The 15,615-nt window shown below is 61.8% G+C and carries 12 protein-coding genes; 10 read left to right on the top strand and 2 right to left on the bottom strand.

Going from position 1 to position 15,615, the window contains the following annotated elements; all coding sequences use genetic code 11:
- The first annotated feature begins 83 nt into the window (after positions 1-83).
- From dctA to IGW03_RS08270, 3 genes are all read left to right on the top strand, one after another.
- Positions 84-1,442 carry a C4-dicarboxylate transporter DctA gene (gene dctA, locus IGW03_RS08280; protein ID WP_228535281.1) on the top strand — a complete coding sequence of 453 codons (1,359 nt, stop codon included), beginning with the start codon at positions 84-86 and terminating at the stop codon, positions 1,440-1,442.
- Positions 1,443-1,459: 17 nt separating this feature from the next.
- Positions 1,460-2,125, top strand: coding sequence for an aldolase/citrate lyase/malate synthase family protein (locus IGW03_RS08275; RefSeq protein WP_194722075.1), 666 nt, complete (start codon positions 1,460-1,462; stop codon positions 2,123-2,125).
- A 240-nt stretch (positions 2,126-2,365) separates the two neighbouring features.
- Positions 2,366-5,458 carry a PAS domain-containing protein gene (locus tag IGW03_RS08270; RefSeq protein ID WP_194722074.1) on the top strand — a complete coding sequence of 1,031 codons (3,093 nt, stop codon included), beginning with the start codon at positions 2,366-2,368 and terminating at the stop codon, positions 5,456-5,458.
- Between the two features lie 3 nt (positions 5,459-5,461).
- Here IGW03_RS08270 and IGW03_RS08265 read toward each other — a convergent pair whose 3' ends face one another.
- Positions 5,462-6,682 (bottom strand): MFS transporter, encoded by a 1,221-nt coding sequence (locus IGW03_RS08265; protein WP_438943628.1) that lies wholly within the window; start codon positions 6,680-6,682, stop codon positions 5,462-5,464.
- A 220-nt stretch (positions 6,683-6,902) separates the two neighbouring features.
- On the opposite strand from IGW03_RS08265, the gene IGW03_RS08260 reads away from it, so the two are divergent.
- Entirely contained in the window at positions 6,903-7,532 is a 630-nt protein-coding gene (locus tag IGW03_RS08260) for a response regulator transcription factor (RefSeq protein WP_194722073.1), read from the top strand.
- 60 nt (positions 7,533-7,592) lie between these two features.
- On the opposite strand, the gene IGW03_RS08255 is transcribed toward IGW03_RS08260, so the two are convergent.
- Complete coding sequence (locus tag IGW03_RS08255; protein ID WP_194722072.1) at positions 7,593-8,000, bottom strand: nuclear transport factor 2 family protein; 408 nt, start codon at positions 7,998-8,000, stop codon at positions 7,593-7,595.
- A gap of 89 nt (positions 8,001-8,089) precedes the next feature.
- Here IGW03_RS08255 and IGW03_RS08250 point away from each other — a divergent pair, with 89 nt between their 5' ends.
- The 6 genes from IGW03_RS08250 to IGW03_RS08225 all read left to right on the top strand — a co-directional run bounded on the left by IGW03_RS08250 (position 8,090) and on the right by IGW03_RS08225 (position 15,609).
- Entirely contained in the window at positions 8,090-9,043 is a 954-nt protein-coding gene (locus IGW03_RS08250; protein WP_194722071.1) for a LysR substrate-binding domain-containing protein, read from the top strand.
- A gap of 44 nt (positions 9,044-9,087) precedes the next feature.
- Positions 9,088-9,453 carry a hypothetical protein gene (locus tag IGW03_RS08245; protein ID WP_194722070.1) on the top strand — a complete coding sequence of 122 codons (366 nt, stop codon included), beginning with the start codon at positions 9,088-9,090 and terminating at the stop codon, positions 9,451-9,453.
- A gap of 92 nt (positions 9,454-9,545) precedes the next feature.
- A complete protein-coding gene (locus tag IGW03_RS08240; protein ID WP_194722069.1) occupies positions 9,546-10,793 on the top strand; it encodes a TolC family protein in 1,248 nt (415 codons plus the stop codon).
- A complete protein-coding gene (locus IGW03_RS08235) occupies positions 10,790-11,365 on the top strand; it encodes a hypothetical protein (RefSeq protein ID WP_194722068.1) in 576 nt (191 codons plus the stop codon). The genes IGW03_RS08240 and IGW03_RS08235 overlap by 4 nt, the downstream gene beginning before the upstream one ends.
- The gene (locus IGW03_RS08230) at positions 11,365-12,501 is read left to right on the top strand and encodes an efflux RND transporter periplasmic adaptor subunit (RefSeq protein WP_194722067.1); all 1,137 of its coding nucleotides are present in this window, start codon (positions 11,365-11,367) and stop codon (positions 12,499-12,501) included. The genes IGW03_RS08235 and IGW03_RS08230 overlap by 1 nt, the downstream gene beginning before the upstream one ends.
- A gap of 3 nt (positions 12,502-12,504) precedes the next feature.
- On the top strand, positions 12,505-15,609 hold the full coding sequence (locus tag IGW03_RS08225; RefSeq protein ID WP_194722066.1) for an efflux RND transporter permease subunit: 3,105 nt from the start codon (positions 12,505-12,507) through the stop codon (positions 15,607-15,609).
- The last annotated feature ends 6 nt before the right edge of the window (positions 15,610-15,615 follow it).

Below are 15,615 nucleotides of genomic sequence, written 5' to 3'. Positions count from 1 at the left end.
TATGTGAGGGTGACGCAGAAGCCGTTTGCAGGGGAGTTATTTTGAAGCGGACCCTGTTCCGTGTCCGTGATGAGATGTATGCCATGATTATCAAGAAACATATTTTCCAGTCTCTCTACATGCAGGTGCTGGCCGCCGTTGCGGTCGGGATCGTCGTAGGTCATTACTGGCCGGACATCGGGGCTTCGCTGAAGCCGCTTGGGGACGCATTCGTCAAGATAGTAAAAATGATGATCGCGCCCATCGTGTTTTGTACGATAGTCTTGGGCATTGCCAACATGAGCGATGTAAAGGCTGTCGGCAAGACGCTGGGAAAGGCGATGGGACTCTTTTATGTCCTGACGGGCATTGCGCTGATGACTGGCCTCATGGCCGTCTACCTGATGCAGCCGGGCAGGGGAATGAACATTGATCCTGCGCACCTCGATCCTTCCGTCGCACAAAAATTCTCGGCTGCAGCCGCTCCCAGGGGCTTCACTGAATTCGCAATGCATCTCATCCCGCATTCCTTCTTCGGCGCATTCGCAGAAGGAGAGGTGTTGCCCGTCCTGCTGCTCGCGATCCTGATCGGATTCGGCATTTCGCGGTCGGGCCGCCTTGGAGAACCGGTTCGCGCATCGATTGATTCGTTCTCGCATGTGCTCTTCACCGTCTTTGGTTTCATCATGAAGCTCGCCCCAATAGGCGCGTTCGGAGCCATGGCGTTCACGGTGGGTAAATACGGAATGAGTTCCATCAGTTCCCTGAGCCTGCTGATCGTTACTTTTTATGTGGCATGCGGACTGTTTGTCTTTGTCGTGCTGAATGCTCTGGCCCATGTGCATGGCTTCAGCCTTTGGAGAACACTGAAGTATTTTCGGGAGGAGCTGCTGGTCGTACTGGGTACCTCGTCGACCGAACCGGTATTGCCGCAGGTGATGCTGAAACTGGAAAGGCTGGGCTGCAGGAAAGGCGTGTCCGGACTGGTCCTGCCGATGGGTTACTCCTTCAACCTGGATGGCACCGCGATCTACCTGACCCTGGCGTCGATCTTCATCGCGCAAGCCTGCAATATCGACCTGTCCCTCACTCAAGTCCTGGCCATGCTGTTCCTGATGCTGCTGACTTCCAAGGGCGCAGCCGGCGTCACCGGCAGCGGATTCGTGGCGCTGGTGGCGACCCTGACCGTGATGCCCGATATTCCCGTCGCGGGCGTTGCGCTGATAGTCGGGATTGACCGCTTCATGTCGGAAGCACGCGCGCTTACAAGCCTGGTGAGCAACATCGTCGCAACCATCGTCGTATCCATCTGGGAGAACGCATGCGCCCGCGATGTCCTGCATCAGGAATTGCGCGACGGCGGTGCCGTGGCGGATGATCGTGCTGCCGTACCCGTCGAAGCTTCACCCGTGTCCGTCGTGAGAAGTATCGACGAGGCAAAGAACGCCGCCAAGGTAGCGTAGGACGAGGATCGTTAGTGATGGACTGGCATCGTCGGAATACTTATCGGATCGTGCCCGGAAACCGTCCGGACAAATTCTCATCGTTTCTGGCTGCGAGCGACGTCATGGTGGTCGATCTCGCGGACACGGTGCCGATGGTTGACAAGGCGTACGCCCGTGACGAAGTCGGGCATTGGCTGGCATGGAACCGTCAGTGGAATTCCGAACTGTTATCCGAAGGGCGGCTGATGGTTGGCATCAATGACGTCAGGTCCTCTTTCTTCGAGGCAGACCTTGCTCTGCTGGGAACCGTCCGTCCGTTGGGAATTCTTTTAAACGGCATCGAAGCGGTGGACCAAGTCACGTCTGCCGCCGCGCTGTTCTCGGTAAAGAATCAGTCCGCTCCCTTCATGGTGCCCGTGATTGGAAGCGTAACGGGGGTCGGTGCCGTCGAAGCGCTTGCCCAATGTCCGTTCGTCGGCCGCCTGGCATTCGACATCCGGAAATACCGCGCAGAGCGGTCTGACGATGTCTCGACGGATGAGATGAATGAACTCATTGCCTCAGTGGCGGCGGCATCAAAACACTACGGTCTCCCGAGCCCGCTCATCGGATTGCCGCTTGCCAAAGGGCCGGCGTGTACTGCCGCCTTTACTGCCCTGGTCCACGAACCCGATCTGGCCGAGCTGTGGCGACATGGGTGATGGCCGGGCATTTTGCCTCGCAACTCTTTAAAGGATGTCTCTGGAGCGGGTGTTCTTGCCCAGTTTGGGGAGGCCAGGGTGCCTCCCCGTATTTTTTGCAAATCCCTGGTGCTGCGAGCAAGCTGCACACCGGAGCAAGGCAGGCAGAGGTAAGGTTTGTTCAGGGAAAGAAGAAAAAGCAATTTTCCTTGCGATGCATAGTCTCAGTCTGGATTGATGCAGTCGCAAAGGAATTGCAATATGGCTACTCCTGCTGAATTGCCTGATGGTTTAGCACTCGATTTTCGGCTCTTGTTTGATGCAACACCGGTTCCCTATCTGGTACTGACACCGGATTTCACAATCGTGGCCGCCAACGAAGCGCGGCTTCGCGTGACCATGACTACCCGGGAACAGATTCTGGGAAAAGCTCTGTTCGAGGCATTTCCTGACAATCCGGCCGATCGTGGCGCGACCGGCGTCAGAAACCTGCGCGCATCCCTGATGCGGGTGCTCCAGAGCAAGTTGCCCGACGCCATGCCGATACAGAAGTACGACATTCCTAGGCACGATTCTCCCGAAGGCGGATTCGAGGTGCGGTACTGGAAGCCGCTCAATACGCCTGTGCTCGGTCCGTCGGGAGAGATCGTCTACATCATCCATGCCGTTGAGGATGTTACGGAACAGGTTCTGAAGCAGCAGGCCACCGAGGCGAGCGAAGCGCGGTTCCGGCAGATTGCCAATGCCATGCCTCAGATGGTCTGGTCGGCGCTGCCTGACGGCTACCATGACTATTACAATCAGCAGCATTATGAGTTCGCCGGCGTGCTGCTGGAGTCGACCATTGGCCAGAACTGGGGAGCGATCCTGCACCCTGACGATCTGCCGCGCACCAGAGAGGCTTGGGAGCATAGTCTTGCCACTGGCGAGCCCTACGAGATCGAATACCGGCTTCGGCATCGTTCGGGACAGTACCGCTGGGTGCTGGCGCGGGCACTGCCGATTCGCAATGAATCCGGCCGGATCGAACGATGGATGGGTACCTGCACTGATATCCACGAACAAAAAATCTTGCAGGCAAAGCTGCAGGATGCGCAATTGCGGTTGGAGGGAGCACTGACCGCTGCGGAGATCGGCATCTGGACCTGGGATATCCAGGCCGACAAGGTCTATGCGGACTGCAACTTCGCAAGACTGTTTCAGGTATCGGAAATGGATGCCAACGGAGGTCCGCGCAAGGCGTATTTCAAGGTCATTCATCCGGACGATGTCAAGGCCGTCGAAGCCGACATGGCGGATTCGCTCGCCACCGGAAAGCCGTTTCAATACCATTACCGCTTGCGTTATCCCGATGGCAGCATCAGGTATATCCATGCGCGCGGAAAAATCGAGTACGACTCAAGCGGCAAGCCTGTCTGGATGCCCGGCGTCGTAGTGGACATCACGGAGCAGAAACTCGCCGAAGAAGCGTGGTTACGGACTGAATCCAAGTTCAGGACCATCGTCGATTCCCATCTCATCGGGATTGCGCAGTACCGTTATGACGGAACCCTGATCAAGGTGAATGATGCGTTTCTGAGAATGCTGGGCTATTCGCGCCGGGACTTCGAGCAGCACGGTCTGTCCTGGCGCAGGCTGACGCCTCCCGAGTGGGAGAACGCAGACAGAAAAAGCTGGGAAAGCCTGCAATCGACAGGAAGTACGGAAGCCTTCGAGAAGGAGTATTTCAGAAAGGACGGCAGCCGCCTGCCGGTCTATATCGGTGCCGCGAACTTTCAAGACGTCAAGGACGAGGGCATCGCGTATATCCTGGACATAAGCGAATCGAAGAAGGCTCAGCTGGCGCTCAAGGAAAGCGAAGTTCAGTTCCGCACACTGGCGGAGAACATACCGCAGCTGGCATGGATGGCCAATAGTGACGGCTGGATTTTCTGGTACAACAACCGCTGGTTCGAATATTCCGGCACGACACTGGAAGAGATGCAAGGATGGGGCTGGGAAAAGGTGCATCATCCCGACTTCGTGGACGCAGTCAAGGCGAAGTATTACGACAATATCGTCAGGCGGCAGATTGCATGGGAAGATTTGTTTCCGCTGCGTAGCGCCAGCGGGGAATATCGCTGGTTCCTGTCCAGGGCGGTACCTATCCGCGACCGCAATGGAGAGATCGTGCGCTGGTTCGGCACCAATACCGACATTACCATCCAGCGTGAAGCAGAAGAGGCGCTGGAACTTGCCAACCGGCGCAAGGACGAATTTCTTGCCATGCTGGCGCATGAACTGCGCAATCCTCTGGCGCCGATCAGTACGGCGGCGGAGCTTCTTAAAATGGCCAGTTCCAATGAACAGATAGTCAGGCAATACAGTGAAATCATTTCGCGCCAGGTCAGGCACATGACGGACCTGGTTGACGACCTGCTGGATGTTTCGCGCGTTACCCGCGGCCTGGTGTCCATAGAGAAGTCAGAACTGAGCATCAAGGATGCCGTCAACAGTGCCATCGAGCAGTCGAGACCTTTGATCGAATCGAGACATCACACGCTTTCCATACGCCTCGCATCGAGGGATGCTGTCGTAGCCGGCGACCGCACGCGCCTGATCCAGGTGCTGACCAACCTGCTGAACAACGCCGCAAAGTACACGCCGCTGGGCGGCCATATCGAGCTGAGCATGGAGATCAAGGAAAGCTTCGTATGCATCAGCGTTGCCGACAACGGCATCGGCATGGATGCGCATCTCCTGCCGCATGTGTTCGAACTGTTCACGCAGGCAGAGCGTACCCCGGACCGCTCCCAGGGCGGCCTGGGCCTCGGCCTGGCTCTGGTGAAAAGCATCACGATGCTGCACGGCGGGAAGGTATCGGCCAGGAGCGACGGGCCGGGCAAGGGTAGCGTCTTTACCCTGACGCTTCCGATGCTGGCCGGAGAAAGAGCATCGAGTCCGCATTCTCGGGCGGACGACCTGGAAGACCGGGCCCTGCAGCCATTGCATATCCTGATCGTCGACGACAACGCCGATGCGGCGGTATCCCTGGCCGCGCTCCTTCGGGCGCAAGGCCATGTCGTGACGGTGCGCACGGATGCGCAGAGTGCGCTGGAGGAAGTCAGGGTCTCGCCTCCTGAAGCCTTCATCCTGGATATCGGCCTGCCCGACATGGATGGCTACGAGCTGTCGCGGCGGCTGCATGGCTATCCCGAGACCAGAGATGCCGTGTACATTGCCCTGACGGGCTACGGGCAGGCGCACGACAAGGTCCTTGCCAAGGCGGCGGGTTTCCAGCACTACTTCGTGAAGCCGATGGAAATGTCCTTGCTGCAGAGAGTGCTGTCGTCAACCGCGCGCCACCACGGATGAGGTTCAGCGCGCCGGACCAGGTTCGCGCCTTGCGCTCCTGGCCGACACCGCGAAGACAGCAAGACCCGCCAGCGCCAGCAGGGCACCCACCCAGCCTGTTGCGGACCAGCCAAAGCCGGCCGTCACCACCACGCCGCCCAGCCATGCGCCGAGCGCATTGGCAACGTTGAAGGCGGAGTGGTTCAGTGCCGCTGCCAGAGTCTGCGCATCGCCCGCAACATCCATCAGGCGGATCTGCAGCACCGGCCCCATCGCCACCAGCGTGCCGACCAGCAGGACATTGATCGAGCCCAGCCAGGGATGATAGGCGGTGAAGGTGTAAGCGCCGAGAATGAGCACGCCCCACGCCAGCAGCCCGCACATGGTCGGCATCAGCGCACGGTCGGCGAACCGCGGGCCGACAAGATTGCCCAGCACCATGCCGACTCCGAACAGTGCCAGTACGATGGGCACCTGGCCCAGCGGCATGTCTGCCAGCGTCATCATCGTCGGCTTGACATAGCTGAACACCGAGAACAGTCCGCCAAGGCCGATGGCACCGATGGCAAGCGTGAACAACACTTGCGGTCTCTTGAGCGCACCCAGCTCGCGCAGGGGGCTCGCGCCGGCCGCGGCGGGTATCTCCGGCAGTTCGCGCCGAATCAATACCGAAGCCAGGATGGCGAGCGCGCCGACGAATACGAATGCCGAGCGCCACCCCAGCATCTGGCCGAGCCATGCCGCAATCGGCACGCCGACCAGCGTGGCAACCGTCAGGCCGAGCATCACCTGGCCCACTGCCTGTCCGCGCCGTCCGGGCGCGGCCATGGAAGCAGCAACCAGTGCCGCCACGCCGAAGTAGGTGCCGTGCGGCAGAGCGGCGATGAAGCGCAGCAGGTTGAGCAACAGATAATTCGGAGCGATGGCGCTTGCAAAATTGCCAAGGCCAAAAGCAAGCATGAGCGCGATGAGCAGTTTCCTGCGCGGCCAGCCTGAGGACAGCACGGCCAGCAACGGCGCGCCGATCACCACGCCGAGCGCGTAGGCGCTGATGACATGGCCTGCCTGCGGAATGCTTACGCCCAAGTCACGGGCGACTTCGGGCAGCAAGCCCATGATGACAAATTCGCCGGTACCGATGGCGAAGCTGCCGACGCCCATGGCGAGATTGGCGCGCAGGGAGGAGACTGCTGGTGTATCGGTTGATGCAGCGGATGGAGAAGTTGTTTGGGAGAAGGAAGACACGGACGGCTTGCACGTTCAGTAGAGTGAAGCGTCGGCATTCTACTCCAAAGCCGCTATCGAGGCTGGGGCTGGGTCCGGCATCGCCGCAGACGAAGCTGCCATTCAATGCGGCCAGTGCGGCCGGTGCGGCCAGCGCGGCCGCTTGTGGACGGCACCGCGAATGCCTCGTCATTGCGAAAAACAAAAGAATGGTAGAGTGGCGGGGCAAGGAGGCGCAGTGATGGAAAAACTGGTTTTCCTGGTCGATGATGACGAGGCGGTGAGGGTTTCGGTGACAAGGCTCCTGCGGTCGGCTGGGCATGCGGTAAAGGTGTTTGCCACGGCAGAGGAATTCCTGCAGGAATCGTCACATGCCTCGCCGGCGTGCCTGATTCTGGACATGCGGCTTTCCAGCGCCAGCGGATTCGACGTCATCGATGCGCTGGCGCACAAGGGTATCAGCCTGCCGATCATTTTCATTTCCGGCTACGGATCCATCCCGATGACGGTGCGCGCAATGAAAGCCGGCGCGCAGGAATTCCTTACCAAGCCGGTCGACAGCGAGCAGTTGCTTCAGGCCGTCGACGAAGCGCTGGCAAGGGCGGAAGCGGACTTCGAGACGCATCGCGACCTGATGGAGTCCACCCAGCGCTATGCCACGCTGACGCAGCGCGAACGCGAGGTTCTCGGCCTGGCGATCGGCGGCCTGATGAACAAGCAGATCGCCATGGAACTGGGCATCCAGGAAGTGACCGCCAAGGTGCACAAGCAGAAGGTCATGGAAAAGATGGGCACGCGAAACCTCATCGACCTGGTGAAGGTCGCCCAGCGCCTCAACATTCCGAGCACCCGGAACCGCTATACGCCCTGACGCCCGCAGTGCCCGGAGCCGCCGTGCCGGTGCCAGGCAACATCGCGTATCTCCGGATAACTATGCGTACTTGTCGCCCACGGTCGCTCTGATCGGATGGGTGTCGTACACGATAACTATCTTTTCGATCAGACCGTCCGCGTCGAATTCGAAAACGTCGACGCACTCGAACTTCGCCGTCGATCCATCCTTGAGCTTCCAGTCGTAGATGAAGTAGGCCGCGACGCGGCGGTTGCCGTCGACACTGGCGCAGATATCGATCGGCGTGATCGTGCTCTGCCCCGAGGCGGCGACCACTTTTTCAAAGAATGGCGCAGGCTCCATCCAGCCGAGAAACGGCGAGTGAATCTGCGCATGCGGCGTGAAAAGACTGCAGATGCCGGCGGCATCGCCGCGCTCCAGTTCCTTCAGATAACTGCGAACCCGCTCTGCCAGCGCAAGGCCGGCATTTTGCTGCTGCTGTGTCATGTAGTAATCTCCGATTTGACAGCAAGACTTGATCCGGCCGGGATTGACCGGCCAGGATGTCGTTTCCGAAACACGGTACCGCAGGCAAGATGGACCCACAATCGAATAATTCGCATGCCGGGCATGCCGCCGGCACATACCCTCTTTCCCGGCTGACAAGGCCATTGCCTTCGCTTGCGGGACTGCAGGCGTTTGTCACGGCGGCGCACTGCGGCAGCCTGAGCAAGGCGGCCGATCAGCTTTGCCGCACCCAGGGCGCGCTCAGCCGCCAGATCCAGCAGCTGGAGGCGCATTACGGCTGCGCACTATTCATGCGCAGCGCCTCCGGACTCACATTGACGCGGCAAGGCGAGGCATTGAGGACGACGGCAGTGCAGGTGCTCGGTCTGCTGTTCGAGCAGGAGCAGGCCCTGCAGGCATCGTCAGCCATCCTCGCGCTGCGCGTGCCATCGACATTCTGCGTGCGCTGGCTGCTTCCCCGCATGCAGGCAATACGCGCATGCCTGCCGGGCACCGACCTGAGCATCATCACTTCCTCCGACGACACGCCCGACTTCAGCGCCGGTGACATCGACGCGATGATCGTGCGCGGAAGCGGCGAATGGCCGGGGCTGGAATCGGTATTGCTGTTCAAGGAGACGCTGGTGCCCATGTGCGCGCCGGCGCTCGCGTCTTCCCTGGATTCGGTGCAGGCTCTGCGAACGGCCACCCTGCTTCATCCGGGCGCCGGCGGGGCGGAGTGGAAATGGTGGTTCCGGCAGAACGGTATCGGCGGCATCGACATGGAGCGCGGCCTGGTATTCGACACCCTCGATCTCTCGCTGGCCGCCGCGGCGGCAGGGCATGGCGTTGCCATCGGCGATCCGCGCATGGCGGCGGACAGGCTGGAGCGGGGTGAACTCGTGATCCCGTTTGCAATGCCAGCGGAAAACAGAATGGCCTACTTCCTGACGTTTCCTTTCCAGGCGGCTGGAAAACCGGTCTTTCGCTCGCTTGCCGACGTCTTGGTGCGCCTGGCGCAAGAGGATGCGCGCCCGGGCTGAAACAAGTCCTGATCGCCTCGCATATTGGATGCTATGATTCGCCCGTGAAAAAGATCATCTTCATTGTCTTGCTGCTCATCATGCCGCTGCAGTCCTCCTGGGCTGTGGCGGCGGCGTACTGCCAGCCCGAAAATGAAGTGAAGACCAGCCACTTCGGTCATCACGACCATCAGCACGAACATCAGCATGCGCAGGCCGCTGGCGATGCCGACAATGCCGGCGACGAATCCGCGAACCTGAATTCCCCGGACTGTCTCGACTGCCATGGCGCGTACAACGGCATTACCGTGTCGAGCTTCGCAGCCCCGCCGCCAGGGCCGGTCGCGGAACCACCCGCCGCTGCCGCATCCTCTCTCACATCCGCATCGCCTTCCAGGCCCGAAAAGCCCCAGTGGTTCTCCGCCGTCTGATCCGGCGGACCGCACTCATCCACGCCTAGCTTTTCCCGGCAAATAACGCATCCGCCGGATTCCCCCTTGTCTTTTCAATAAGGAGAATCCGAATGCGACGATTTATTTCGTCCTCTATTTCCAGCTTGCCATGCAAGCTAGCGGTCGCGGCATTGGTCGGCGGCGCAATTGCAGCCCATGCGAGCAATGCAGCCCATGCCGCGTCCCTAACGCTGAAGGAAGCCGTCGAAGCCGCATGGTCTCGGCAGCCGGAAGCCCGCGCGCTTCACGCCCGCCGGGACGAAGCCGCTGCCCGGCGAGATGCGGCTTCCTCATTGTTTCCAGGCGCACCGAGTATCGGTCTGTCCCAGCGGACAGACCGGTTCAACCAGAACCGCGGCGAGCGCGAGACCGAGGCGGAAATTGCCGTCCCTCTCTGGATGCCGGGAACGCGCAGCGCGGCCCGTCGCCTTGCCGAGGCGGAAACCGGCCAGCTCGACGCCGGAACACTCGCTTCCAGGCTGAAGATCGCCGGAGAGGTGCGCGAGGCCTACTGGCAGGCCCGGTTCGCGCAGAACGACCGCGATCTTGCGCTGCGCAAGCTGCGCGAGGCGAGCCTGCTGCTGGAAGACGTGGAGCGACGCTTCAATGCCGGCGACCTGGCGCGAGCCGACTTCAACCAGGCCCGGGTTGCCGAACGTCTCGCACAGGCTTTGAAAGCCGAGGCCGAAATGCGTGTTCTGCGTTCGCAGAAGCTGTTCGCGGCCTTGACCGGCCTGTCGCAGCTGCCCGAAGCCGGCGAACCGCTCCCGGATGCGCGGCAGCTTCCGGCGATTCATCCCCTGCTGGCGATTTCCAATACGGCCGTCGACGTCGGGCAGGCGCGCCTGGCGCAGGCAAGCGCCGAAAGGCGGGACCCGCCGGAACTCGCCGTCGGTTTCGTCCGGGAGCGTGCGGCGGCCGGCGATGCCTACGACAACTCCGTCCGGCTTGCCGTTCGCATTCCGTTATCGACGCAGTCGCGCAACGCACCGCGGATCACAGCTGCGAATGCGGAACTCATCGAGGCGGAAGCCTCGCTGCTGCTCGAACGGGAACGCATCCAGGCCGAAGCCGAGACGGCCAGGGCCGAGTTCGAACAGGCAAAAGCTGTTCAAGCGCTTGCCGAGGAACGCTACAGGCTGGCCTCCGATACGCAGGAACTGTATGCGAAAGCCTTCCGCCTTGGCGAACTGGATCTCCCCACCAGGCTGCGCAGCGAAAACGACCGCTACGAAGCCGAACAGGCACTGACCCGCGCGCAGCTTGAAGCCGGCCGCGCGATTTCAAGGCTCAATCAGGCATTAGGGCTCATCCCATGAAACGACTCCTATCTCATCTTGCCGCGCTTCTGATGGCGCTGGCATTTGTTCTCGACCCGGCAATGGCAGGGCCGGGGCACGACCATGGCGACGAAGCGCCGGTATCTCCTGCGGGGCCGGCGTCGCCGAGGTTCGAAGCCCACTCCGACTTGTTCGAAGTGGTCGGGGTATTCGACGGCCATGGCTTGTCGGTCCTTGTGGACCGCTATGCCGACAACGAGCCCGTCCTCAACGCAAAAGTGGAACTGGAAAGCGGCGATGCCAAGGCAAGCGGCGAATTCCATGAAGACAGCGGCGAGTACCGGTTCGCCGTGAACGCTTTTGAAAAAACCGGCAGCCACCCGGTGACGCTGACGATTACAGCCGGGGAGGACGTCGACATCCTTGCCGCCAATTTCGTCATTCCCGAAGCGCATGATGATCATGGCGATCATGGCCATGCGGGCTCCGAATCGCTGCATGAGCGATTCAATGCGCCACTCGCCGCGCTGGCCGCCGCGGTTGTCGTTGCGCTTCTGGCGCTTGCCGTTCGCCGCCTCATGAAGCGCCGCAGTACCGGAGGATCAAGATAATGAACACGCTCTTTTTGCAAGCCACCCTGGCCGGTGTCATCGCCGCCGCATTTTCCCTGGCCGCACATGCAGGCGCGGGGCATGACCATGATCATGAGACGCCGCCGGCAGCAAGTGCCGACGGTCCCAGGCGCCTGCCGGACGGAAGCGTCTTCCTCCCCAAAGTCACTCAGCGTCAGCTTGCGGTGCGAACCGTCGTCACGGAGCACAAGGCATTGCCGCAATCCTTCGAGCTTGCCGGGCGCGTCGTGATGGACCCCAATGCGGGCGGCAAGGTGCAGCCCATGGCGGCGGGCAGGATGGAACCGGGGCCCAAGGGCTTGCCCTCGCTGGGCCAGGCAGTCAGGAAAGGAGACATCCTGGCCTTCGTGCGTCCGTCGGCGGGCGCGCTCGAACGCGCAAACCAGGTCGCTCTTGCGGCGGAGCTGCGGTCAGCGGCAGCGCTTGCCGAGAAGCGGCTGGGCAGGCTGAAGCAGCTTGAAGGCACGGTGCCCCGGAAAGACATCGAAGCAGCCGAGGCCGAGGCGGCGAGCGCAAGGGAACGTCTTGCCGCCATCGGCGGCAGCCTGTCTGCCACCGAAGCCTTGACTGCCCCGGTATCCGGCGTGATCGCCGCATCCAACGTGGTAGCGGGACAGGTCGTGGATGCGCGCGAAGTGCTGTTCGAGATCGTCGATCCCGGCCGCCTGCGCGTGGAAGCGGTGGCGCATGACGCGGCCCTGGCGGCGAACATCGCAGCGGCGACCGCACGCGCCTCGTCCGGCGAATCCATCGCGCTCGAATTCGTCGGGGCCGGACGGACCTTGCGTGAACAGGCAGTACCGATACAGTTCCGCACACGAGCCGGCAAGGATGGAGGGCTGCCGGCATTGACCACACTGGCTGTCGGCCAGCCGCTGAAAGTGGTTGTGCAGACCAGAACCACGGTGGACGGCGTCGCAGTGCCGGCGAGCGCCATCGTGAAAAGCCCAAGCAATCAGGACATCGTCTGGGTGCACGACAGCGCGGAGCGTTTCCTGCAGCGGCCGGTGCGTCATGTGCCGCTCGATGCCAGCGCGGTGACGGTCATCCAGGGACTGAAGGGCGGCGAGCGGGTCGTGGTGCAGGGCGCGCCCCTGATCAACCAGGTGAGGTAGGCCATGTTCAGCTACCTTGTCAATGCAGGTTTGAAGAACCGCCTGTTCGTACTGGCGTTGGCTGCCGTATTGATGACCTATGGCGCCCTGATGCTGGGGCGCATGCCGGTGGATGTCTTTCCCGACCTGAACCGGCCGACGGTCACGCTGATGACCGAAGCGGGCGGCATGGCGCCGGAAGAAGTCGAACAGCTGATCACCTTTCCCCTGGAAACCGCAATGAACGGCACGCCCGGCGTCACGGCCGTGCGTTCGGTGTCGTCGGTCGGTCTGTCGTTCGTGTACGTGCAGTTCGATTGGGGCATGGATATCTATCGCGCACGGCAGATGGTATCGGAGCGCTTGAGCCTGGTGCGGGAGCAGATGCCGGAAGGGATTGCTCCGTCGATGGGGCCCATCTCCTCCGTGATGGGCGAGATCATGCTCATCGCGATTCCCATCGACCCGCAGAAAATCTCGCCGATGGCAACCCGCGAATATGCCGACTTCGTGCTGCGCCCGCGCCTGCTGACGATTCCCGGCATCGCGCAGGTCATCCCGATCGGCGGCGAGGTGCGGCAGTACCAGGTGCAGCCGGATACGGCGCGCATGGCCGGTCTCGGCATTACCGTCGAGCAGATCGAAACGGCATTGCGCGGCTTCGCCGCCAATACCAGCGGCGGTTTCCTGGAGTTGAATGCGCGCGAGTACCTGATCCGCAATATCGGACGCACGTCGCGCTTGGAGGACTTGCAGCGCCTGCCGCTGGCGGCAAGGAACGGCCAGTCCATCTTGCTGAGGCAGGTGGCGGATGTCAGCATCGCTCCGGCCATCAAGCGGGGCGATGCCGGCTACAACGGCAAGCCGGCCGTCATCCTCGGCGTGCAGAAACAGCCCGACGCGGACACCGTCAAGCTTACCCGCCAGATCGAGGGCGCGCTGGCCGAGATGCGCAAGAGCCTGCCGCCCGGAATGGAGACGCCCCAGGTGACTTTCCGCCAGGCGAATTTCATCGAGTCTTCGATCGGCAATCTGCAGGGCAAACTTGTCACGGCCGCAGTCCTGGTTGCCGTCATTCTCTATTTCTTCCTCGGAAACTTTCGCACCACGCTGATTTCCCTGACGGCGATTCCGGTATCGATACTGATCACGGTGCTCGTCTTCAGGTACTTCGGCCTGTCGATCAACACCATGACGCTCGGCGGCCTGGCCATCGCCATCGGGGAACTGGTGGACGACGCGGTGGTGGGCGTGGAGAACGTGCTGCGCAGGCTGAAGCAGGAACGGGGACAGGCGGCACGGCTCAATCCGGCGGAACTGATTGCGCGCGCAACGCTGGAAGTGCGCTCGGCCATCGTGGTGGCGACGGTCATCATCGTGCTGGTGTTCGTGCCGCTGTTCGTCCTGCCGGGCATGGAAGGACGGCTGTTCGTTCCGCTCGGGATCGCGTACATCGTATCCATCCTGGCGTCGATGCTCGTCTCGGTGACGCTGACGCCGGTCATGGCCTACTACCTGCTGCCTCGCATGAAGCAGCTCGACCATGGAGAGCCCAGGCTGGTGCAGTGGCTCAAGGCGCGGTACGCCCGCGGCCTCGAATGGTCGCTGGGGCGGAGCAAGGGCCTTCTGACGGCTGCCGCCGTCGCCGTCGTGCTCGCGGCGGCCAGCATTCCATTCTTCCCGACGACCTTCCTGCCGCCTTTCAACGAAGGTTCGGTCCTCATCGGACTGCGCCTGAATCCGGGCACGCCCCTGGCCGAATCGGTACGCCTGGCGAGCCAGGCCGAACGGCTGGTCAGGCAGGTGCCGGAGGTCGCTTACGTCGGCCGCCGGTCGGGCAGGGCGGAGCTGGACGAGCATGCCGAAGGCGTGCATGTCTCGGAGCTGGACCTGAACCTGAAATCGTCGGACCGTACGAAGGACGAGATCTACGCGGATATCAGGAAAAGGCTGTCGTCGCTGCCGGCAGCAGTGAACATCGGCCAGCCGATTTCACACCGCATCGACCACATGCTGTCCGGCGTGCGCGCCCAGATCGCCATCAAGATCTTCGGGGACGACTTGGATACCCTGCGCGGGCAGGCGGAAACGCTGCGGTCGGCGCTGTCGCGAATTCCCGGTATCGCCGACCTCGAGGTCGAGAAGCAGGTCCTCACGCCGGAAATCAGGGTGCGGGTCGATTACGACCGGGCCGAGCAGTACGGCATCGCGCCCTCCATGCTGACGCGCGAACTCCAAACTCTCATCGACGGCGAGCGCGTCACCCAGGTCATCGAAGGCAACAGGCGCTTCAACCTGATGCTGCGTTTGCCCGAATCCGCGCGTTCGGTCGACGGGCTTCGCCATCTGCTCATCGACACGCCCAATGGTCGGGTGCCCCTGGAGAAGCTGGCCGCGATCGAGGAATCGGACGGCCCGAACCAGATATCCCGAGATGACGGACGCCGCCGTATCGTCCTGTCGGCCAATGCCCAGGACCGGCCGCTGTCGGAACTGGTTGCCGACATTCGGCAAGTCATTGCCGATGCAAGGATGCCCGAAGGGTACTTCGTGACGATGGACGGGCAGTTCCAGGCGCAGGAGCAGGCCAGCCGCCTGATTGCGCTGCTGTCGCTGATCTCCGCGGTGATGGTGTTTCTGGTGCTGTATTCGCGGTACAGGTCGCCGGCGCTGGTACTGATGATCATGGCCAACATACCGCTGGCGCTCGTGGGCTCCGTCATCGGCTTGTGGCTGTCGGGCCAGCCGCTGTCCATCGCTGCGCTCATCGGCTTCATCACGCTGGCAGGGATCTCGACCCGGAACGGCATCCTGAAGATCAGCCATTACATCAACCTGATGGCGTTCGAAGGCGAGAATTTCGACAAGGCGATGATCATCCGCGGTTCGCTCGAACGCCTCACGCCTGTGCTGATGACGGCGCTGGTGGCGGCGTTTGCACTCGCACCGCTGCTGTTCGAAGCGGAAATGCCGGGTACCGAGGTGCTGCATCCGGTGGCGGTCGTGATCTTCTCCGGACTCGTCAGCTCGACGATTCTCGACACCTTCCTGACCCCGGCGATGTTCTGGCTGTTCGGCCGGGAACCGACCAGGCGGCTGGTTGCGGAAAGCGGAGAGGGCGCGTTCTAGCAATAA

This window comes from Noviherbaspirillum malthae (genome assembly GCF_015352985.1).
Classification (GTDB): Bacteria; Pseudomonadota; Gammaproteobacteria; order Burkholderiales; family Burkholderiaceae_D; genus Noviherbaspirillum; species Noviherbaspirillum malthae.
Note: the sequence above shows the minus strand (reverse complement) of the source record. Positions and strands in the feature narration are given on the sequence as shown.